This is a genomic window from Nocardia cerradoensis NBRC 101014 (assembly GCF_000308535.1).
Lineage (GTDB): Bacteria > Actinomycetota > Actinomycetes > Mycobacteriales > Mycobacteriaceae > Nocardia > Nocardia cerradoensis.
Window position 1 is genome coordinate 1 of the sequence record NZ_BAFW01000364.1, and the last position, 19,972, is coordinate 19,972.

Below are 19,972 nucleotides of genomic sequence, written 5' to 3' on the forward strand. Positions count from 1 at the left end.
GGGGGTGTGGGTGTGTCCCAGCGGGTGTGGTCGGCTTCGGCGGGCAGGGCGCGCTCGATCGCGTCGGCGATGGGGTCGGCACCGGTGGCCGGCCGGGACAGGAATGCCGCTGCGGCAGCGGTTTTCATAGCGTGCGGTGTGGGGATGCGCACGGGTTGCTCGGACAAGGCGACGTCCACGCGCAGGGTGATGGCCGTGGCATCGCGTATCACGCTCGTTTCGATGCCCGGGCTGGCGTAGACGCGCCAGCGTTCCTCGAGCGCCTCATCATCGTAGGAATGTGTCGTGGCATCGAGGATTCGCTGCCAGTCACTGCTGGTCCGCGCCCACATTCCGGCGGATTCATCGACGGTGAGGCCGATCGCGTCGGCGACGTTGCCGGCCCGGATCCACAACGCGCTCAGGTTGCGCTCGAACTGAGCGACCATCCCTGGCTCGGGCTCGAACCGGGGTGCGTCGGTGACCGCACGCCTCCGGTGTGCGACGTCGATCGCGGCCATGTGCTGGATCTGCCATACGTCGCTGGCCACCCAGCCCATCACGTGCTCGCGCACCGCATCGGCGCCGGGCTCGGGGTTGAGGTCGGCTCGGCGTCCGCGGCTTCCCGCCGCTCGGGCGGCGGCGACTTCGGCGGGCGGGATGCCGATCGCGTGCGCGCGGGCTTCGATCTCGCTGCGGTCAGCCGCCAGCTGCAGCAGCTGAGTACGCCATGCCAGCATGGACAACTCCCCCGCCCCGGGCGGAGTGTCGTAGCCCTCCCGCAGCAGCCGGCCACGGTCGTCGGACAAGTCCTGGATCCGGTCGAGCAGTCTCTGCTGCCACACCGGTCTTCGCTGCACGCGCGGTGCTTGCGGGTCCGTCATCGGTGGGCCTCCTGAACCGAATTGTGTTGCACTGCTGGTGTTTTCGTCTGCCGGGTTTGCCGTCACGGTTGGGGTCCGGGGTCGAGCGCCGGGACAACACCACGGTCCGGGTCCGATGTGGGGATCTCGGGCGTGAATTCGCGGGCCATCTCCGGTAGCGCGGCGCCGATATCGGCGTCGATCGCGGCGCCACCACCGACCGTGTGCTGGGCGCGCAATGCGGCGCTGACTTGGGCGATCAGCGCTTGCGGTGGGGGCACGAGTTCGCGGTCGGGGTCCCAGGTGAGGTCGCCGTAGTCGGCCAGCGTCGCGTGTGCGGACACGTCGGCGTCCGGGGCGGACAGATGGGTATGCCATCGCCGCGCCAGGTCGCCGGGGTCGATGTCGCGTACGGGGTCGGCGAAGGCCGCGATCCACACGGGGTCTTCGGCGGCGGGCCATATCTGTTCGCGTTCCGCGCCGACGGGTTGCAGGAGCGCTGCGACGGTGCCGATCCGGTCCCAGTGTTGACCCAGCTTTTCAGCGAAGGCTTCCTGCGCTCGGTCGAATTCGCCGCTGGTGCGGAATTGGTACGCGGCGTGCACCGTCGCGATCTGGCCGAACTCGCGCGCCTGCTCGGCCACGGCGGCGATCAGTTCCGCACGCGGCGGCGCACCGGTTTCCGGCCAACGGCCCGGTACCTGCGCGGTGCTGTGGCCGCGGGCGTAGCCGAGCCACTGGGCAGGGATACCGCCGGCACGTCCGAGCGCGGTCAGTGCGTCGGCGCGGTCGTGCATCTCGTCGAGGTAGTCGTGCCACAGTTCGGTGGGAAAGTGCCCGAATTCGCCTCCGAGGCGACCTGTTTCCTGCATCCGGCGCAGCCCGTCGGATACCTCACGCAGCCGCCGCAGCAATGCCGCTTGGGCGGTGTTCGGGCCCCGGACACGGTCGCTGCCCGGCGCGACGGTCGAGGTCGGAACTGGGATGGGGGCCGGATCGGGTTTCGGTTGCGGGATCGTCATTCTTTTCTCCTGGCTCGGGCTCGGTGCTCGGCCGCCGGTTGGTCGACGGCACGCGGGCGTGTGCCCCGCGCGGTCACGGGCTCGGGCCGTTGTCGCGATGTGTGCGTGCCGGTGCTCCGCCGACGTGCCGCTCGTCGCCGGCAGTTGGCGCGGGGAATTCGACGCACCGGGGCTCGCCTAACGCGGCGGTCACGGCACTGTCTGTGGCGGCGCCGAGTGGCAGGTCGTGAACAGCCAGGCCGAGTGGCAGGTCGTGAACAGCCAGGCCGGGTGGCAGTCGCAGAGCGGCGACGATGTGCTCGATCATCACCGCAGGGACGGGCGCGATGGCGGAATCCGGGAGGAAGTCGATGTCGCCGTGGTCGGTCAGCAGCCGGTAGGCCGCCACCGATGTGGGTTCGTGTTCGGCGTGGGCGCGCCATTGTTGTGCCAGCAGGGAGGGACCACGGTCTCGCACCGTGGCCGCCAGAGCGCGTGCCCAGATCGGATCCGAGGCGGGCCTTATCCGGTCACGTTCGGGTCCGATCAAATCCAAGAGCGCCGCGATCGAGGTCAGACGCTCGTGGCGCACAGCTGCGGAGGCTTCGATTCGTGTGCACAGCGATTCGGGTTCGTTGCTGCGGGCGCGGGTGCGGTAGGCGGCGTGGACGGCAACGGTGTCGCTGAGGTCGCGGGCTTCGGCGGCGAGGTCGTCGATGAGGCGGGCCCGGTGCACGGGCTGCGGGACGGGCCATCGTTGCGGGGTCCGCCACCCCGTGCCGCGCTCGCCCTGCTGGCGAGCGAGATCGATCCACCGCTGCGGGATCCCACCGGCGTGGCCCAACTCCACCAGCGCGGCGCTGCGCGCCATCAGGGCATCCAGGCGCGCGAACCAGGCAGGTTCAGCCAAAACTCCTGTCTCATAGTCGTTTCGGGCGGTATCGAGCAACACCCGCGTCTGGGCCGCCACCGCACACAACCGCCGCAGCAGTGCCTTCTGCGCCGCGTTCGGCGCCACCGGACGCCGACCGGCCGCACCGAGGGCGTGTTCGGTGGCGGTCATAGTTCGACCTCGACTCCGGTGCCGGGCTGGCGTGGCAGCGGCGCAAGATCCGCCACCAGGCCGTCATGGCCGCTGCTGCCGATTCCGGCTGCGGCCACCGCCCTATCGATGCCTTGCCCGGCCGGTGCGACCAGATCGGCTGCCAGACGCCGGTCTGAGGCCTCGGATACAGGAACTGTGGTGTGTCCGAGCTTGTTTCGAAGGAGCTGGAGGATCTGGTCGGGTGGTGGGAGTGCGGCGCTGGTTGGTGCGGTGATGCCGGATTTGGTGAGTGCGCGGGCTTGCAGGACGACGCTGGTCTGGTCGCTGCGGGCGTGCTCGCGCCAGCGGGCGTCCAGTTCGTCGACAGTCGCGGCGCGGGCCCCCTCGGCGGCGGCAGTCCAGTGCTGCGGCGAGTTCCACATGCGCTGTGCTTCGTCGTCGGTCACGGCGAGCAGCCGTGCGAGTTGGACCACGCGGGTGCGGGATCGGCGCAGGTTGCGCATGACCCAGGTCGCGGTGCCGGGTTCGGCGTGCGCGCCGCGGTGCTCGTAGGCGACCGCCACTGCGGCGAGGTCCTGAATCCGGTGCGCCTCGCCGGCCAGCCCGACCAGCAGCCTGGCCCGGTCCACCGGTTTCGGGATGCGCCAGTGCAGGTCACGTCGCCACGGCTGTGCGAGATGGGCGCGCGTGCGCGCCTGGTTCAGCCACTCGCACGGTACCCCGGCGGCCAGTCCCGCTTTCTCGAGCTCTTGGCCGAGCAGGACCTCGGTGCGGAAAGCCCTCGACCACGACGGCGGCGGAAACTCACCGGTGGCCTCCCGTCCTGCCCGCGCCGCCGCGGCCATCTCCCGCGCCGCCGACGCATGCGTATACACACCCGCGAGCAGTTTCATCTGCCACCGATCGGGCACGGCCACACCCGATTCGCCGGCAAGAAACGTGTTGCGCGCCATCATGGTTCGATCTCCGCCGATGGCGCGGGCCCGAGAGCTTTGACGGGTGGGAGAACCGGTGGCGCGAAGTCGGCGCCCATTTCGAGGTCGCCGGTGACGCCGGTGACCTCGACTGCGACGTCGATGACCTCTCCGTCGCGCACTTCGAGCTCTTCGCCTGAATCGGCCTCGGGTCCGCGGGCGGGTTCGGTGGCGCTGTGGGAGCTCATATCCCGCAGCTGGGATTCGCCATAGCTGGCAAGGGTGTACTCGGCACTGAGCGCGCTCATTTGGTTGTGGAGTTCATCGACGGCGTCGTCGAGGGCCGCAGCCTCGGCACGAGCCTCGGCCAATGTGGTGCGGGGGTCGTTGCCGGTGTCCTCGCCGTATCGTTCGGCCCATGCGTCGGCGTGAGCGCGCTGGTCGTCGGACAGATCGGCGGTCGCCTCGGCGGCTGCCCACCCCGCGCTGGCAGTGTGGGCGCGGGCGGTGCCGGGGTCGGTGTCGGTGAGTGTTTCGGTGAGTCCGAGCGCGCGTTTGCGGGCCTCGATCAGCAGCTTCTGGTATTCGACCTTCAGATCGTGCAAGCGCCCGTCCTGGGCGATCTGTTTGCCGTAGCGGCGCAGCTGCTGGGTATGGATCGTGTCTTTGCGGTTGTACTCACCGCGCAGGGCCCGCACCTGCAACCCGTGAACCTTGTCGCGGCGTTCCTCGGTGGATTCGTCGCTGTCCTTGGCTCGGTCTGCTCTGTCCTGATCGTGTTGCAGGCGCGCGTTTTTGACGTCCATCTCGAGCAGGTGCTCGCGGTAGCGGCCGGCCTTGACCGCCATATCGGCCCAGTGCTCGAGGCGACCATGCTCAGCTCGATCGATGTAGCCCTGGATCTGCGCGCCGTGAACGTGGTTCTTGCGCTGCTGTTCGGCGATCCGGTCGTCCTGGCGTTGAGCGAATTCTTGCCGCGACCGCGATTCGCTGCCGCGGCGCTGCAGCAGGTTCATCGTCATCGCCGCGGTTTGCATCGCCTGCACGAACCCGGCTTTGACCGCTTGCCCGCCCTCGTCGACCGGGTCGCCGTTGCCGCTGGTCACGACGCCACCTGCACATTCGACAGCAGCCACCGCACGCCTGCGCTGGTCTTGGTTCGGTGCGCGACAGCGAATACGACCAGGCGCAACGCGGGTGTGCTGTAGCTGGGTTGCATATTCACGGTCACCACACGTGCCGCCCGCGACGCGGTGTCGGCGGGGTGATCATCAGCCGTGGCGCGGGCAGTCGCAGTGACCGCGATGTCCTGGTCCCGCCACCGCGCCCACATGTCGGCTGTGACCGGTGCCAGTGCGATCGCCGCGGGTGCACCGCTGCGCGCGAATTCTGGGTCCAGCAGCGGCGTCGCTGCCTCGAACGCGCACCGCGGGTCGAGCCCTTCGGCAGGCCGGTAGGTGAACATCGTCGCCAGCGCCGCCGAAGTCACCGAGTCAGCCGAGCAGGGGTCGACCACGGCAAAGGGCGGCTCGAATCCTGCGATCTCACAGAGGTTTTCGTCCGGCGGGCGTCCGCGTGAGGGGTGCTCGGTGCACGCGGTCAGCAGGCACGTTCCGGCTAGGACAGTGAGAGCGAGGGCAGAGAGTGGTTTCATCGCGGGTTCCTCGGATGTTGGATGAAGCAGGTGAGGTCGACACGCCGCCAGTCGACCCAGACGCCGAGCTGATGGCTGGTCGCGGGATTGGTGGCGGTGGCGTCGACAACGAGTTCGAGCACCAGGCCGCTGGAAGACGCCGCCAGTCGCAGGGAACCCGGGTCCGTGACAAGGCGGGATGTGACGATGCGCAGGGTCGCCACATCAGCGCCCCAGAGGTCTTTCCCGCGTGCGGCAAGCCAGATCGCTTGCAGCGCAGCGGCTTCGACGGCAGCGTCACCGCTGTCGATGATCAGGTCACGGTGGAAGCGATCGTGGGCCACGGTGTGCCCGTCCGGACGACAGATGGTGAAGGTCTGCCGCGTCGCGGCGACCCAGGCCAGAAGGTGCGGCCCTGATGACGCCCGCACGGCGAGCCGTTGCTCGTGAGTAGAGCGACTCCCACCGGCTGCGCCGGTGGTAGTCATGTTGCGACGCTTCGATGACGGAGGAGCGGCACGTCCACGTGCATCTCGATCCAGACCCCTTCGGCGTGGATTGCCCTGTGTCACAGTCGTTGTCCCTCCTCCAGAGTTGGGTTTGGGGGTGGTGCGGTGTAGCGGCGGACGTCGAGGTGGTCGGATCCGGCGACTCGGGCCAGTGGGGCGGTGGTGACGGTTTGGCCGGTTTGGGGGGCGTGTATGACCAGGTCGGTGCCGTCGGGGTCGCGGCCCGCGTACACGGCGACATGGTGGGAATCGCTCTCGCCAGCGGTGGTGAAGAAGATCAGATCCCCGGGTTGGCGTTGATCGAACGGCACCGACTGCCCGGCCGGCGAGTCTTGTTGGGCTTGGGTGTAGTGCGGCAACCGGATTCGGCCGCGCGATGCCTGGGAGATCGCATACAACGTCAACCCCGAGCAGTCGAACCCGCCGCCCGTCGGACCGTTCGCGTCTCCTCCACCCCACACGTAGGGGGTGCCGATCCACTGCTGGGCCGCAGCCACCACCGCCTGTCCGAATCCACTGGCCGGCACCGGCTCTCCGGGCGACCCTGCCTCGGGCCCGCATCCGGTTGGTGACTGTCCCGGCTCGGCGGCGGGCAAGGCGCCGGGGTCGATGTCGGCGAACATCGCGTAGAGGCGCCGGGCCAGATCCAGTTGTCCCGCATACGCGTTCGGTGCGGACACTTCGACTGCTTGGGCGAGTTCGGCGGAGGTCATCGATGCGGCGCTGGTGATGGTGGCGGCTTGGTCGTAGAACCAGTTGATCTGATAGGCCGCATTCATGAGGGTGGCGATCCCGACGCGTCCCCAGACGCTGACGCGCATCTGGTGTGGGCCCACCGAATCGTGGTCGGCGCCGACGCCGTCGTTGGGGAAGCTCAACGACTCGGGGAGGTTGGAGTTGGCGAGGTTGCGCAGGGTCGATTCGGTGATCATCGCCGCGAGCTCGGCGATGATCACCGACTCCGGCGCCCGGCGTTGTTTGCCGATCGCGACACCGTTGCGTGCCAGCTCCAACTGGCGCTCGTTCAACCCCGCCAGCGACTGCCCTGTCGGGCCCTCGACTCCTCCCGCGAGGACTTGGGTCGCGCACCAGTCCGCGGGCTGTATTCCGACGAGCACTGCCAGGAACAAGATCAATGCGATGGGCAGCGCCACGATGCCGGCGAGGATGGTCCGGGTAGGCGACATCACTCATCGCCGTCTTCCCCCGCCTCGGAAGCATCAGCCTTGAGCGATGGCCGCGGGCTGTTGTTGTGTTCTCTGGTGAGGTGGGAGAAGCGGCGGTTGGTGTTGTGGATGTCGTGGGCTCGCTCGGTCGGGGTGAAGGTCATGCGGAACGGGATGCCCGGGGCGTCGGCTTCTCCGGTTTTGAGCAGGAAACATCCTGTGCCGGGCGGTGTTTCGCGCACTCCGGTGTTGTCGAGGTGATCGTCGGTGGGTGGCCGGGGCGCGGCCCAGGAGGTAACCAGTAGCTTCTCGGTGTCGGTGATCGATACCGCTGCGCGGAGGCGTTCGATCTCTTCAGGGCCGACGGGGCCGATGATTTTGGCGCGGGCGCGTTCGAAGAAGCCGAGGGCTTTGGCTTGCGCGGCCGGCGAGTCGAAGGCGGCGAGGTCTTTGATGGTGTGGCTGCACATGATCAGCCCGGTGCCCAGTGGCCGGTTCAGCCGGGTCAGGGCATCGACGCGGTCGACCATGAACTCCCCCGCGCCTAGCACGCGCCAGATCTCGTCCATGACGACCTCGAACGTGCGCGGGGCCGCGAGACCGGCGTCGGCCAGGGCATGGGCGGCGGCGACCGCGCCGAACCCTTCGCTCCAGCACACCATCAACACCGCCGCCAGCAGCTTCGTGTCGCCCTCGGGGATGCGGGACACATCGATGCACACGGCAGGGCTGTTCAGGTCCAGTGGTGTGCTGGTGTGGCGGTCGAAGATCTGGCCCCACGGGCCTTCGATCACCGCGCGCAGCGAACGGCGCAGCACTTTGGTCGCGGCCCGGAACGCGACGTCGTCGTCTTCCTCGGCGAACTGCCGCAGCCGCTGCGCACCGCCGGAGATCGTGGCCAGCAGATCCGACAGGCGCGGCGGCCGCTGCGGGGTGAATCCGCCTGCAGGGCTGTAGAGTTCGCGCAGACCGGCGGCGATGAGTGTTTCTTCGTAGTCGGCGACGCGGGAGCCGCGGACCAACTCGATCAGGCCGGCGACGATGTTGACTTGCCCGGCTTCTACGCGCGCGGCGACCTGGCGGCGTTGGTCGGTGTCGGGGAGCTGGTCGATGATGGTGCCGAGCGCGCCGACGGCGAGCGGATTGATGCTGCCGTGCCCGTAACCGAGGTCGACGACTTGCCCGCCCAGCACTTCGACGAGGTCGCGGTAGTCGGGTTTGGTGTCGCCCATGCAGAGCACCGTTTCTCCGGCGGCGACGGCGCCGGTTGCGAGCCGCCGGATGAGCGAGGATTTGCCGAAGCCGTTGAGTGCCAGCACGAACGCGATCGGTGCGGTGATGAATCCGCGGGCGAACCACGACATCGGATCGAAATGCACCGGCGCGCCGGTCACGAAATGCGATCCGACCGGACAGCCCACCACCGGGGCGGTGGCGCCGACAGCGAAGGGCCACAAGCCGGCCACCTGCACCGTGGTCGCACGCCATTCCGGTGTCGCCGGCACCACTGTCGCCCGCCCGCCGCCGACACCGCGGTATCCGCGGTCGGTCGAACTGGTCACGGGCACGGCGAACCCGTCGCTGACCGAATCTTCGGCCTTTCGTGCGGCATTGGCGCGGCGATGATCGTCGCTCGACAGTGCCCAGCGAGCGCGTACGGCGGCCAGGCCGCGCCCGGCCGCGACTGTTTCGACCTCTGCGCGGGCCTGGAGTGTCAGCACGCGTATCCCTGTGACTGCCGTCGTTCTCAGATGGCGAGCCTTGCGGGTCCCGGTATGAATCGTCATGCGCTGAACCGCTTCGAAATCGAGGCGTGTTCGGGCAGGATCAGCCCGATGCCGAGGGAGGCGGCGAAGGCGGCGGCTTGGGAGCCGTAGCAGCGGCGCACCCGCAGCCGCGACGCCGCGGTCATCGTCCGCACCGAGGTTTCGATGCCGGGCAGGTCGGCGTCGAGGACATCGGTGACGGTGACCAGGACCCCGAATCGGGTCAGGCCGGCGCCGCGGGCCTGTTCCTGGCGCGCGGCGCGGGTGTTGTCGACGCGGATGGACGCGGCGGCCGAGGCGATACCGCGTTCGGTCTGCTCGGCGGCCAGCGCATCGCGGAAGTCGGCATCGACGATGTCGGTGGCCTCGGCCGCCGAATGCAACCGGTAGACGATTGCGACCCGTTTGCGTGGCACATCCGCGCGGGGGCGCAGCAATTCCTCCAGGCCGGTTTCCAGCACCGCGCCGCGGGGTGGGGCGTCCATTTCCCAGGTGATCGAGCGGGCGCCGTCGTGCACCAGATGGTCCCAGCGGTCCTCGTGGGCGATCGGGCCCACCGAATCCCACGACTGTGTGTCGGTGATCTCCGGGCCTGCGGCTTCGATGTCGCGCTGGGCCGCCAGGTCGTAGCGAGACCGCACCAGCCCCAGCACCTCCCACACCTGCAACGGCGTCGCCGGGAGCCCCGCACGGGCCAGCTGCGACAGCACACCTTGCAGGCGTTGCCCGATCTCGCGCGCCTGCTCGGGAAGGTCCCGGCGGGTTTTGCGGGAGGTGCCGATGGCGCGGTAGGTGATGGCGATGCGGGCCTCGATCCGCACCCCGACTCCGCCGATGTCAGCGGCGGCCTCACGCATCACCGCCCGCGCGAAGTCCGGCGCCTCAGGGCGGACTAGGCGTGCGACTTCGTGGCGTTGCTTGAGGTGTGTTTCGGCGACGGTGTCGAGGACCGCGGTGACCGCGACGACCTCACCGCCACGTGACTGCGAGGCCAGGAAATGCCCGTACTCGGCCACCCAGGCATCGATTTGGGCTTGGTCGACCAGTTCCTTGCCGCGCGGCAGGACCCGCAGCACCACCGTGCAGTGATCGGTACGGCGAATATGAACGACCGCGAACCGCTTCCCGCCAGGTGTCTCCCACTCCCCGAGCCGTGAATCCGCCAGCAGCCCAGGCAATCTCGCCACGCCGGGAATCCGGGAGAACCGCCCGGACCGATACACCAGTTCACCGCGCGCTTTCGCCGTCGCGAACTGGACTCGCAAGACCGCCGTCTCCCACCCGGTCCGGCCATCGATCGTGATCACCAGCGGTGCGAAACCCACTGTGACGCAAGCGAGAACAATCAGTGTCGGCGGAATGGACCGGGTGATCATGAACGTGGCCATCACGGTGATCAGCAGCGCCAGCGCGAGCATGCTCGCCCCCCACGTCATGCCGAAGAACCCTGCTGAGCGCGGTTTCTCCCATCTGCCGTACATGCGAGGACTGGTCATCGCCGCACCTCCAACGGGCCGGGAGCGTCGATATCCCAGCTGTCGCCGGCTTGGGATTCGACCGCCGAACTCGCCGACTGCACACCCTGACCGGCCAACTGCGCACCCATGACCGCCGCCCCGGCCATACCGGCGCCCGCGGGCGCGCCACCCGCCGCACCGGAACCGCCACCGGCTTGTCCTGCCGCGCCCGCGCTCCGACTACCGGTCCCGGCCGAGGCCGACCCACCGGGTGAGGACCCACCGCCCGCGGACCCGCCCCCGGACCAAGCACCACCGCCAGCTGTTCCGCCCGAGAGCGGACGACCACCACCGGGTCCACCCGAGGGCCCACTCGGCGGTGGATTGAGGCCACCACCGCCTCCGCTGGTGGTGGCGTTTTCACCTTCGATCATCTTGCGGGCCGCGGAACGGTCCCCGCCCGCCGAGCCCATCGCGATGCCGAGGGCGCCACCAGCGAGGGCGGCGCCCGCTCCTCCCCCGCCACCGAGGGTCACCACAGCGGGAGCGACCAGCCGCATCAAGGCAGGGAGCACGATCGTCACCGACAACAGCAGAATCATGCCCAGCAACACCAATTGCGGATCTTGCTGCTGGCCAGTGAATTTCGTCCCTGCGGCTGTGAAGGCGATCGCGTAGATGAGGGCGCCGACAGGTTTCCACAGCACGAACGCCAGCGACCACGACAGCATCCGCTTGTACGCCTGCGATCCAGGCCCGGTGCCCGCGGCGGCAGCTGCCAGCGGGATGGCCGCGACGACGAGGATAAGGACGGCTTGGCGTATGACGAGCATGGCGAGTTGGACGAGCATGCTGATCAAGCCGAGGATGGCAAGTACGAGCAGGACACCGGAGCCGAGGTTGCTGTGATCGCGCAAATTGTTGTCGACCAACCGCTCGACCGCGCCGTGCAGGTCGCCGCCGGTGGCGTCGTTGATCACCCAGTTGCCGAACGCGTCACCGGCTTTCGTGCCGCTTGTGATCAAGGCCGCGAACATCATGGAGGCGAACACCGCCCGCGCGAACATGAGAAAGCTCTCCTGTGCCTCCCCCGCGACACCACCACGCCTGGCCATCGCCAACCGAGCAGCGGCGAACAAAATCCCCGCGATCATCAGCAGGACTTGCAAACCGCTGGTGTACCCGCGGATCGACGCCAAGGCAGGTCCGGGCTCGCCTCCCCGCCCCGCTAGCTGTGGTGCCGGCAGGTTTACCCACCACGTCATCAGCACTCGGATCAGGGACGTGAGGCTGGCGACCAATTTGTCGACCAAGTCGTCGAATGCGGAGTTGGCTGCGGAGTTGGCGGCTTTGCCGCCGAGTTGTTTCAACGCGCACACCGCACCGGGTCCGGTGGGCAGGTCACACACGATATCCGGCAGCTGCGCATGGTTGACAGCGGCGATAGATGTCGTCATGTGGTGGTCCTCCATTGCCCGAAGCCGACGAGCGTTTCGATGGGATCGCCTGGTTGCCAGAGTGTTTCGATGTCGTCAGGCAGGCGCACTCGCCAGTCGTTGTCGTAGGCCATGGGCCAGGAGACAGCGGTGTAGCCGTCGCGGGTTCGGGTGGCGATGTCGACGACCGCGAAATCGGGGCGGTAGCCAGTGCGGATGCGGATTCCGTCGGGGACAGTGACGTAGCGAGCGGCATCCGGTGTGCGGGTGCGGCTACGCGTGACCCTGGCGATGAACGCGTCGGCGTCACCGACAAAGCGAGCACGAACGACTTTCTGCCACAGGTTTTCTGGTGCGGCGAGCGTGCGGGCGAGCGCGTCGCAGGCGGCCAGCGCCGCGCCCTGCGGGGTGTCGGCGAACCCGGAGGCGATCCCATGGTCGATGACGGCCGGGCCGTCGCTGCCGGAGACCGGTAGCGCGGCGCCGCCCCATCCGCGTTGCCACGACATACGTGCTGGGGCCGCGGTGAGGTAGTCGCCCGCCGATGAGTTCGGGCGCGTCGCCGGGTCTTGGGAAAACGCGCGCCCCTCGTCGCCGACGACGTCGAGACGGTTGCCGAACAGGTCTGTGGTCGGCGGCTGGGCCGGTGTCCCGGTGAACGGTGGCCGCGTGGTGGAAGTGGTGATCGTTGCGGATGGATCAGCGGACGGGGTTGGGGGTGTCAGTGCCGCATCCGCTCAGCGGGACGGCCAAGGCTACTGCGAGACCGAGCCAGCAGTGGCGTTTCAGTGATGGGTTCGTGGCGGTCGTGTTCATCGGATCGGGAGCAGGATTGTGTCGGTGGGCAGCGCGTTGGCGGCGGTGACCAGTGCGGGGTGGTGCCCGTCAGGCAGCAGCAGTTTCCAGTCCCCGGCCTGCCAGATGACGGTGGCGGTGTTGCAGGTCAACGATGTGTCGGGTTGCTGGGTGTAGATCGCGGTGTCGGCCCGATCGGGCGTGTAGCCGGTGATGCGGTAGCCCAGAATCTTCGGTGGCGGACCGGTGATCGGTGTGGTGATCGACATTTGCGCCCGCGCCACGGCCCAGTCATCGCGCCCCGCGCCGGGCGCGAGCATCTCCTGCCCGATGGTGGCCCATTGATCGTCGGGTGCCACGGACATCCGCACCGTGGCGTGGATGGCCGCGAGCGCCGCCCCGGCCGGGGTGTGTGCGAACCCTGTGGCGACCGCGCCGGTCACCGTGTGGGGCCCTTCCTCAGCCGCTGGGAGCGAGATGCCCTGGTAGGCAGTGGCTGTCACGTGGGTTGGTGCGGCGTGGGTGTCCGCGGGTGATGAGGTGACGGGCGGTGCGATGTGGTCGCCGGGTGTGGTGCAGCCGGTGAGTGTGGCGATGCCGAGCAGTCCGATCAGTGCGGTGAGGCCGGCGTGGTGGGTGGGGTGCGGGTGCACTGGTGTCTCCCAGATGGTTTGGGTTCAGTGAGTGGGGAACAGGGCGGCGGCGATGCCGCTGGCGGAGCCGACGAGGACGGCGGCGAGCAGGGCGCCGGCGAGTCCTTCGATCGCTTCGTCGCGGTGTAGTCGCCATGCCAGCTGCCAGCCGATCCAGATGGTGCGGGCGATCGCGAGCAGCAGCACGAGCCAGGCCAGCCACCCCAGCAGCTGGGTCAGCGGGGCGAGGACTTTCGGGTCCAGCCGCGTGGTTGTCATGGCGCGCCGTCGGTGTCGGCGGCCAGCTCCCCGTCCTGGTCGAGCAGGAGCTGGTCGACGTCGGCGCGGTAGGCGACATCGAGGGCCGCGACGATCACCTCGGCGGCGAGCTCGGGATCGCTTCTCGGCAGTGAGTGTCCGGCGCCGGGCACCACCTGCTGGTCGGCCCAGATCTTCTCCGCGAACCGTGTCGATTGGGCGGCGGGGACGACCCGGTCGCGGTCGCCGGTGACCACGAATGACGGCAGCGATCGCAACCTGACGGCGGTCTGCGGGTCGAGGTAGAAGTGGCGGTAGGCGTGCATGAGGTCGGTGAGCACCCGCGGATCTCCGGGACGGGCGCCGGTCGCCAGCGGAGCCTTGGACCCGAGTCGGCGTGCCGTGCGGCGGAAGCGTCGTTCGGCCACCGACGCGGCCGCGGCCGCGACATGGTCGAGCCTGCCGTGACGAAGGCCCTTGATCCGCGCTGCGGCAGACGCGAAATGTTGAGGCAGCGCGGGGAATTCGGGGAATTCGCCGGTGGCGTTGAACAGCACCAGCCCTGACAGTGCGGCGGCGCGAGCCGGGTAGCGCTGCGCGTAGGCGGCCGCGACTATGGATCCGGCCGAGTGGGTGACCAGCACGATCGACCCGGTGGCCTCGGTGAGTACGGTGTCGAGGTCGTCGGCCAGATGCTCGAGGGTGGTCTCGACGCTGCGGTGGGGGCGCCCGGAGTGGCCGTGCCCGCGTTGGTCCCAGACGATTTGTGCGATCTGGCCGTCGAGGCGTTCGTGAACCTGCTTGGTCAGCGGTTGCCACCAGCTGCCGTCGCACAGCAACCCGTGCACATAGACAACGGTCGCTGCGGCGAACGATGGCCCACAACGATCCCCGGCCAGCATGAGCCCGTCGCTGGTCGTCATGGCCAACAGGGAAGTGTCGGTGACTCGCATACGTGTGAGTTCCTTTGTTTCAGAATCGAGTACGTTGTTAAGACGGTCGGGCCGGCGTTTCGAAATGCACGTCACCCATGTGTTCGGCAAGCCGGATCCGTTGGCGCGCTGCCTATTTGGCGACGATTTGCGTCATGATGGATCCAGCGCTGGTGGCGATGATTCCGCCGACGAGGGCGCCCAGCACGATCTTGGGGCTCTCCACAGCGCCACCGTGCCAGCGTTCCCACCCAAATTTGCCGCCGGCGTAGATGAGCGCGGCGATACCGGCAAGCATCACCGCCCAGGCCAGCCAGTTCACGACCTTGGTCAGCCCCGCCGACCCCGGCGGCGCCTCGGGTGTAATCGGAATCTGTTGCGCCAGAACAGCAATACTGTCAACGACGCCATAAGTCATGACGATCTCCTAGGTGTGGGATCGGGGTGGATAGGCCGGGTGGCGGCGATGCGGGCGGTGATCGCAGTGCCGGCGTGATAGACGTCGACGGGGACGGCGCCGCTCAGGTGGGCTCGCCGTGCCGGCGGCGGGTCGCCGGGTGTGTAGGTGGCGAGGTCGTCGAGCTCATGGGTGAGCAGGTCGTCGTGCCAGCGGATCGGCCACACCGCGCCCTCGACCAGGGCAGCGACGGTGCTGCGGTAGCTGCGCACCGCCAGCGGGACCCGGCCCGGCCGCGGCGGGATCAGTACCAGCCCGACCACGGTCACCCCCGAGGGTGTGAGCCCGGCGTGCCACTCACGCAGCCGATTCGCTGCCGCGACCAACCCGGGCAGACACTCGCGAGCCGCGACCACCACCCGCTGCGTGGTCACTGGCGAAGCGGGCCACGCCAGCCCGGTATCGGCGGCGTGTGCCCACCAACGGGCCAATGTCGAGGTGCCCGCGCCGCCGTGGGCGCCGAGGACCGCGAACAGCGGCGGATATGCCCCTGTGACGGGTAGCGGTGACTTTCTCACCGGCGCACGATGTTCCGGACCGGGTTCTGTGACGGTGGTCGGGTCGAGGCGTCCGTCGGCGGGCTCGTCGGTGGTGTGTGCGGCGAGGGCGCTCATGGTCCGGCCTGCTTTTGGATGTTGGTGATCAGCAAGCCGGGACCGTCGGGGCGGATATTGATCACTTGCAGGTAGTCGGTGCGGGTGCGGTCGGGATGCTGCTCGACCACGTGCACGTTCGCGCTGCCGACGCCGATCGGGGCGATCGCCACGCAATAGGTGCTGCCGGCCGGGATGGAGGCGATCCCGGCGGCGAGCGCATCGACCGCCAGACCCGCCTCCGGTGCCACAACCCGCAGGGCGGCGTCGGCGTTGCGGAGCCGGTAGTAGGCGTTCTCGAACGAGGCGATTACCCCCGCGACCGTTACTGTGTCGCCATCGCGGTCGGTGACCGTAGCACCAGTGAGTCCTGCACACGCCCCGCTAGCGGCTGCGGCGCTGCTCGTGGGCAGGGCCGCGGTGCGAGTCGGAACCGCGGTGTGTCGGCCGGGGTCAGCAACGACCAGCGCACCGATGAGCACGAGCACTGCGCCCACAGTCACTGCCGCACCCACGCCTATCCACACCCACGGGGGCGGCAGCCCGAGTTTGAGATGCTCTTGTCCCTCGACCTCCGGTACGAGGTGGGTGTCGTCAGGACCCGGATGCAGTTGCGTGGGCTCGGACTGCTGCTCTTCCGATGAGTCGGACTCGAGCCAACGCCATTCGTCACCCCGAACCGCATTCGTGTCTGCGGATGTGTTGTGTGGCACGGTGGTTCACCTCCTCGGAGGGATGGGGGGTGGATGGGGCGGCCCTTCGGCGGAGTCGGCCCGCGAGGAACGAACTGATCTCTCTGGCGCAGAGAAACCGTCTCCGCCGAAGGGGTTCAAGGACTCGGCACGGCGGGGGGAGGGGTTGCCGTGCCGGTCCGCTCAGGGACGGCACCGGGCGTCGTCGACGCATCCGGCCCCGCGGTGGTGGGCAGTGGTGGTGCGGTGGTGGGATGAGTGGCAGCGAGGTCGTGGGCCAGTGCGGTGAACCAGTCGGCGACCGCAGCGAGGGCCGGTGTTCCGGTCGGGGTTGCGGGGGTGCCGGTGTAGGCGGCGTGGTGGCCTGCGGTGTCGCTGTATTGGGTGTAGGTGGCCAGCTGGTAGAGCTGGTTGTCGTCGGTTACGGTGGAGGTGATGGCGTCGAATGCCTGGTTCACCCAGCCCAGCGCGGTGTGCGGCGGGATGAGGTCGGCGACCGCGCCGGCGAGTTTCGCGCCGAGGACGCCGAGGGCGGCGGCGGGGTTGGCCATGCCGACAGTGGCCAGCTCAGCAATGGTGGCGGGGGTGAATACCTTCTGTGCCATCGACACCACGGTGTTGAGGCCGATCGTGCCGATCCGGAACAGCGCCGTCAGCGCGTCGTCGGGGCCGGGCATCGGAGTGTTGGGTTCCGACGCCTCCGCCAAGCGTTGGCCGAGTGGTTTGGTCGGTTGGTAGCTCAGTTCGTCGAGGCTGTTGCCGGCGATGTCGTCGGTGACGACGCCGATCGCGGTTTTCCAGGTCGTGGCCGCCAAGGCTTGCGCGATGGTCGAGATCGCTGCGACCGGATCACCGAGGTTCGATTGAGCAGCAATGTTTTTCACCGTTTGTGCCAAGGGCGAACCGACGGGGGCGTCACAGGCCAGATCACCTGGTGTACAGAGGTCGGCGACTCGGCCAGCCAACGTCCCGAAGCCCGCGCTTCCGGCGAGGCTGGCATCGATTCCGGTGCCGCTGTCTGGTGTGTTGGCGAGGCGGATAGAGGCGACCGCTGAACCCGTGGTGCCGGGAGCCGGTGCGGGGGTGGTCTGTCCTGGCCGGCCCGGAAGAACGTCACCGCCAGCTCGCGCTGGGTTGGCCAGCAGCGCGATCCCGGCGATGGAATCCGCGGCCACGGTGGCGGTGTTGTCACCGACCCGGTGGGCGAAATCGGTGACTGCTGCCGCGCCTTGTCCCCATCCGGCCGCCGCGATCTTCGTTGTCGGACAACGATGGACGACCTCGGTGGCCTCGGATTCGAGCCTGTGCGCGGCGCTCGTGGTGGCTTGGTCGTAGGGTTGGGGCTCGCCGGTGTCGGCGTTTCCATAGGGGATGTAGAGGCGTTGGACCAGGTCGCCGGCATTCGCCGCCAGGGGTGTGAACAGTTGGCCGAGGGCGCCGGTATCCACAGTTGGTGCGGTGTCGGTCGCCGATTCGTCGGGGCCCTGGACGCCGAAGACAAACAATGCCGGGCACCGGTCCCCGATAGGGACCACCGGGTCGCCGGTTGCTACCTGGATGCCGCCACCAGCGATCAGTGCACCTGCGACGGCGGCAGCGGCGCCCCTCCGCCGCGAGCTGGCGAGAGCGCGTCGGCCTTTATTCCGGTCTGTATTGCAGCGCATCGCTTCTCACTCCTCGCCTGCTCGGTTGAGGTAGTCGGCCAGGTGGGGGATGGTTTTGGTGATGGCGTCGTGGGCGGTGTCGAGGTGGCCGCGGTCGTAGTTGCGCCAGCTCACCTCGGCCCCACCTTCGCGGTAGGCCGACCGCAGGCGTGTGCTCTGCGCGATCGGCACCAGCGCGTCGCGGGCCCCGTGGTAGAGGTGCACCGGCACGCTCGGCATTTGGTCGACGGGGATGGTTTCGCGGGCCAGGACGTATTGCCACATGGGATCGGTCCACGGCTGCGAGCGATCGCACCAATGCTCGATCGGACGCCGATACTGCGCGAGCAACATCGGGGTACTGCGATTTTGGGCTTCGGCGATGATCTGGTGGCCGTCGGCCGAGAGCACGTGCCGCAGCGGCAGATGGTGGTACGCGCGGGACAAACCGATGAGCCCGGCCAGCACGAGCGCGGAAAACGGTCCGGTGTTCAGCAATGCAACCAGCGCGCCGGGATCGGTGATGGTGGCGCCGGCCGCTATCCCGCGCAGGGCGACTTCGGGTGCGTAGGAGCGGTGCAATTGCGCCGCGACCGTGACCGCGCGGGCGCCGTCGGCGTACCCCCACGCCACTACCGGTGATCCCTGCGTGTTCAGGTCCGGGATCGAGGAGGTAGCTCGGGCGAGGTCGAGGGCGTGGTGGGCTGCGGCGCGGGCGGCGAGGAAGGTGTGCGGGCCCTGGCCGGTGATGCCGAGGTTTTCCCCGTCCGGGACAGCGACGATCCAGCCGCGTTCCAGCGCCGCGGTGATCGGTTCAGTGTCAGGTTCGGCGCCGGTAGCCAGCAGCCGAGACGGTGCGCAGGGGCCACCGAGTCCGTGGAAAGCGGGGCAGTACACCAGAATCGGGCCTGGCCCGAGTTGCGGATCGGTGTCGGGCGCGATCACGATGCCCGAGGCCGCGGTGAGTTCGCCGTGGGTGTCGGTGGAGGTGTAAAGCAGCTGCCACGCGGCGCCCGCGCCCATGAGACTGGGTGTGTCGGTTGGGCGGATGCGCAGGATCCGGCCGGGCTCGTCGAAGTCGTGGAGGGCGGGCGGGGTGTAGAAGTCGGTGCCGGTGTCGTTCATGACCGGTGTCCTGCGGCGTCGTGGGCGAGGGCGGTCATCCAGGCGACGCCGGAAGCGAGTTGGCCGCTGGACAGGTAGCCGTTGTGGCGGGCGACGGTGTCGCCGTAGCGCAACCACACCGCCGGGTTGATCAGATCGGCGTTGTCAGCCACCAACTGGCCCCAGGCGCCGGCCAGTTGGCCGGCCAGCTTCGGCACGACGCCGAGCGGGTTCGCCACCGCCGCGACGGTGATCTGTCTCCACCGCTGCTCGGCTGCCTGAACCTGATCCGTGCCCGGCGCGCCGAGGCGGGGGTCGGCGGCGTCGATGAGCCGCTGCGCCAACGGTTTTCCCGGAACGTAATCGACGTTGGTGGCATCGGTGTGGAAGTCCTCGCCGAGCACGGTGGTCCACGCTCGCCCCATTGCTATCGAGAACAACGCGTTGATCGACGACAGGGCAGTGAGCGGGTCGTGCAGGTCGGCTTGGGCGGCGATTTCGGCGCCGATGCGTAGGAAGGCGGCGTGGTCGGGCGCCGAGCACGCCAGGTCACCGTCGGTGCAGACATCGGCAACACGACCGGTCAGCGCACCGTAACCGTCACCGTCGGTAGCGATACCGCTACCGGCCGCGGGCGGGTTGAGGATCCGCACCGCCGCAACCGCAGCTCCGCCGGTTCCCGGTGCAGGGTCGGGCACAGTTTGTCCGGGCCGACCTGGAATGACTGGAGAGTTGGGGAGACGGTCGGGGTTGGCGTAGAGCGCGATCCCGGCGATCTTGTCCGGCGCGACGGGCCCGCTCCCCGCACCGACCTGCTGGGCGAATCGCGCCATCGCCTGCGCACCTTGCGAATACGCCACACCTGCGAGCAACGTGTCGGGGCAGGCGGTGACGATGTCGGTGGCAGCGGCGTCCAAGCCCGCGAGCGCCTCGATCGCCGATTCCGCGTACGGTGCCGGACCGCCGCCGGGAATGATCCCGCCGAACCCAGCGGGGTACGGGATGGTGCTGTGTTGCACCACGTCCGGGGCCGCGGCCTGGACCTGGGCCAGCAGTGCGCCGATAACTCCCGTGTCGGCGGTCGGGTCGGGGTTCGA

The 19,972-nt window shown here is 68.8% G+C and carries 21 protein-coding genes; all 21 read right to left on the reverse strand.

Translation table 11 applies throughout. From position 1 onward, the window contains the following. On the reverse strand, positions 1–863 hold an 863-nt coding region (locus tag ON23_RS30940), incomplete at its 3' end, for a hypothetical protein (RefSeq protein ID WP_039782729.1). 62 nt (positions 864–925) lie between these two features. Continuing rightward, positions 926–1,864, reverse strand: a complete 939-nt coding sequence (locus ON23_RS30945) for a hypothetical protein (protein WP_039782730.1) — start codon at positions 1,862–1,864, stop codon at positions 926–928. A gap of 73 nt (positions 1,865–1,937) precedes the next feature. Further along, the gene (locus ON23_RS30950; RefSeq protein ID WP_039782731.1) at positions 1,938–2,906 is read right to left on the reverse strand and encodes a hypothetical protein; all 969 of its coding nucleotides are present in this window, start codon (positions 2,904–2,906) and stop codon (positions 1,938–1,940) included. Continuing rightward, positions 2,903–3,844: a hypothetical protein gene (locus tag ON23_RS30955; RefSeq protein ID WP_039782732.1), complete on the reverse strand. Its 942-nt coding sequence runs from the start codon at positions 3,842–3,844 to the stop codon at positions 2,903–2,905. The genes ON23_RS30950 and ON23_RS30955 overlap by 4 nt, the downstream gene beginning before the upstream one ends. Further along, positions 3,841–4,908: a hypothetical protein gene (locus ON23_RS30960; protein WP_039782733.1), complete on the reverse strand. Its 1,068-nt coding sequence runs from the start codon at positions 4,906–4,908 to the stop codon at positions 3,841–3,843. The genes ON23_RS30955 and ON23_RS30960 overlap by 4 nt, the downstream gene beginning before the upstream one ends. Beyond that, positions 4,905–5,291 (reverse strand): hypothetical protein, encoded by a 387-nt coding sequence (locus ON23_RS30965; protein ID WP_094028373.1) that lies wholly within the window; start codon positions 5,289–5,291, stop codon positions 4,905–4,907. The genes ON23_RS30960 and ON23_RS30965 overlap by 4 nt, the downstream gene beginning before the upstream one ends. A 161-nt stretch (positions 5,292–5,452) precedes the next feature. Further along, positions 5,453–5,923 carry a hypothetical protein gene (locus ON23_RS30970; RefSeq protein WP_143860565.1) on the reverse strand — a complete coding sequence of 157 codons (471 nt, stop codon included), beginning with the start codon at positions 5,921–5,923 and terminating at the stop codon, positions 5,453–5,455. Positions 5,924–6,003: 80 nt separating this feature from the next. Beyond that, complete coding sequence (locus tag ON23_RS30975) at positions 6,004–7,131, reverse strand: C40 family peptidase (RefSeq protein ID WP_086007016.1); 1,128 nt, start codon at positions 7,129–7,131, stop codon at positions 6,004–6,006. Beyond that, the gene (locus ON23_RS30980; protein ID WP_051043593.1) at positions 7,131–8,831 is read right to left on the reverse strand and encodes a putative type IV secretion/conjugal transfer ATPase; all 1,701 of its coding nucleotides are present in this window, start codon (positions 8,829–8,831) and stop codon (positions 7,131–7,133) included. Before ON23_RS30980 ends, ON23_RS30975 begins: the two co-directional genes overlap by 1 nt. Before the next feature lie 62 nt (positions 8,832–8,893). After that, positions 8,894–10,372: an SCO6880 family protein gene (locus ON23_RS30985; RefSeq protein WP_039782736.1), complete on the reverse strand. Its 1,479-nt coding sequence runs from the start codon at positions 10,370–10,372 to the stop codon at positions 8,894–8,896. Next, positions 10,369–11,790 carry a hypothetical protein gene (locus ON23_RS36295; protein WP_143860567.1) on the reverse strand — a complete coding sequence of 474 codons (1,422 nt, stop codon included), beginning with the start codon at positions 11,788–11,790 and terminating at the stop codon, positions 10,369–10,371. Before ON23_RS36295 ends, ON23_RS30985 begins: the two co-directional genes overlap by 4 nt. Beyond that, positions 11,787–12,494 (reverse strand): DUF8175 domain-containg protein, encoded by a 708-nt coding sequence (locus ON23_RS36300; RefSeq protein WP_500684457.1) that lies wholly within the window; start codon positions 12,492–12,494, stop codon positions 11,787–11,789. The genes ON23_RS36295 and ON23_RS36300 overlap by 4 nt, the downstream gene beginning before the upstream one ends. A gap of 87 nt (positions 12,495–12,581) precedes the next feature. Next, the gene (locus tag ON23_RS31000) at positions 12,582–13,217 is read right to left on the reverse strand and encodes a DUF8175 domain-containg protein (protein ID WP_051043596.1); all 636 of its coding nucleotides are present in this window, start codon (positions 13,215–13,217) and stop codon (positions 12,582–12,584) included. A 24-nt stretch (positions 13,218–13,241) separates the two neighbouring features. Further along, the gene (locus ON23_RS31005) at positions 13,242–13,475 is read right to left on the reverse strand and encodes a hypothetical protein (protein ID WP_039782737.1); all 234 of its coding nucleotides are present in this window, start codon (positions 13,473–13,475) and stop codon (positions 13,242–13,244) included. Next, positions 13,472–14,377 (reverse strand): alpha/beta fold hydrolase, encoded by a 906-nt coding sequence (locus tag ON23_RS31010; protein WP_157170340.1) that lies wholly within the window; start codon positions 14,375–14,377, stop codon positions 13,472–13,474. The genes ON23_RS31005 and ON23_RS31010 overlap by 4 nt, the downstream gene beginning before the upstream one ends. 142 nt (positions 14,378–14,519) lie before the next feature. Continuing rightward, complete coding sequence (locus tag ON23_RS31015; RefSeq protein WP_039782739.1) at positions 14,520–14,804, reverse strand: hypothetical protein; 285 nt, start codon at positions 14,802–14,804, stop codon at positions 14,520–14,522. Next, complete coding sequence (locus ON23_RS31020; protein WP_051043597.1) at positions 14,801–15,457, reverse strand: hypothetical protein; 657 nt, start codon at positions 15,455–15,457, stop codon at positions 14,801–14,803. Before ON23_RS31020 ends, ON23_RS31015 begins: the two co-directional genes overlap by 4 nt. After that, a complete protein-coding gene (locus ON23_RS38240; protein WP_157170341.1) occupies positions 15,454–15,924 on the reverse strand; it encodes a DUF8176 domain-containing protein in 471 nt (156 codons plus the stop codon). The genes ON23_RS31020 and ON23_RS38240 overlap by 4 nt, the downstream gene beginning before the upstream one ends. A gap of 341 nt (positions 15,925–16,265) precedes the next feature. Next, a complete protein-coding gene (locus tag ON23_RS31035; RefSeq protein ID WP_039782742.1) occupies positions 16,266–17,633 on the reverse strand; it encodes a cutinase family protein in 1,368 nt (455 codons plus the stop codon). Between the two features lie 165 nt (positions 17,634–17,798). Next, entirely contained in the window at positions 17,799–18,896 is a 1,098-nt protein-coding gene (locus ON23_RS31040) for a lipase family protein (protein WP_039782743.1), read from the reverse strand. Next, positions 18,893–19,972: cutinase family protein (locus ON23_RS31045; RefSeq protein ID WP_039782744.1), on the reverse strand; the 1,080-nt coding region annotated here is incomplete at its 5' end. The genes ON23_RS31040 and ON23_RS31045, both read right to left, overlap by 4 nt.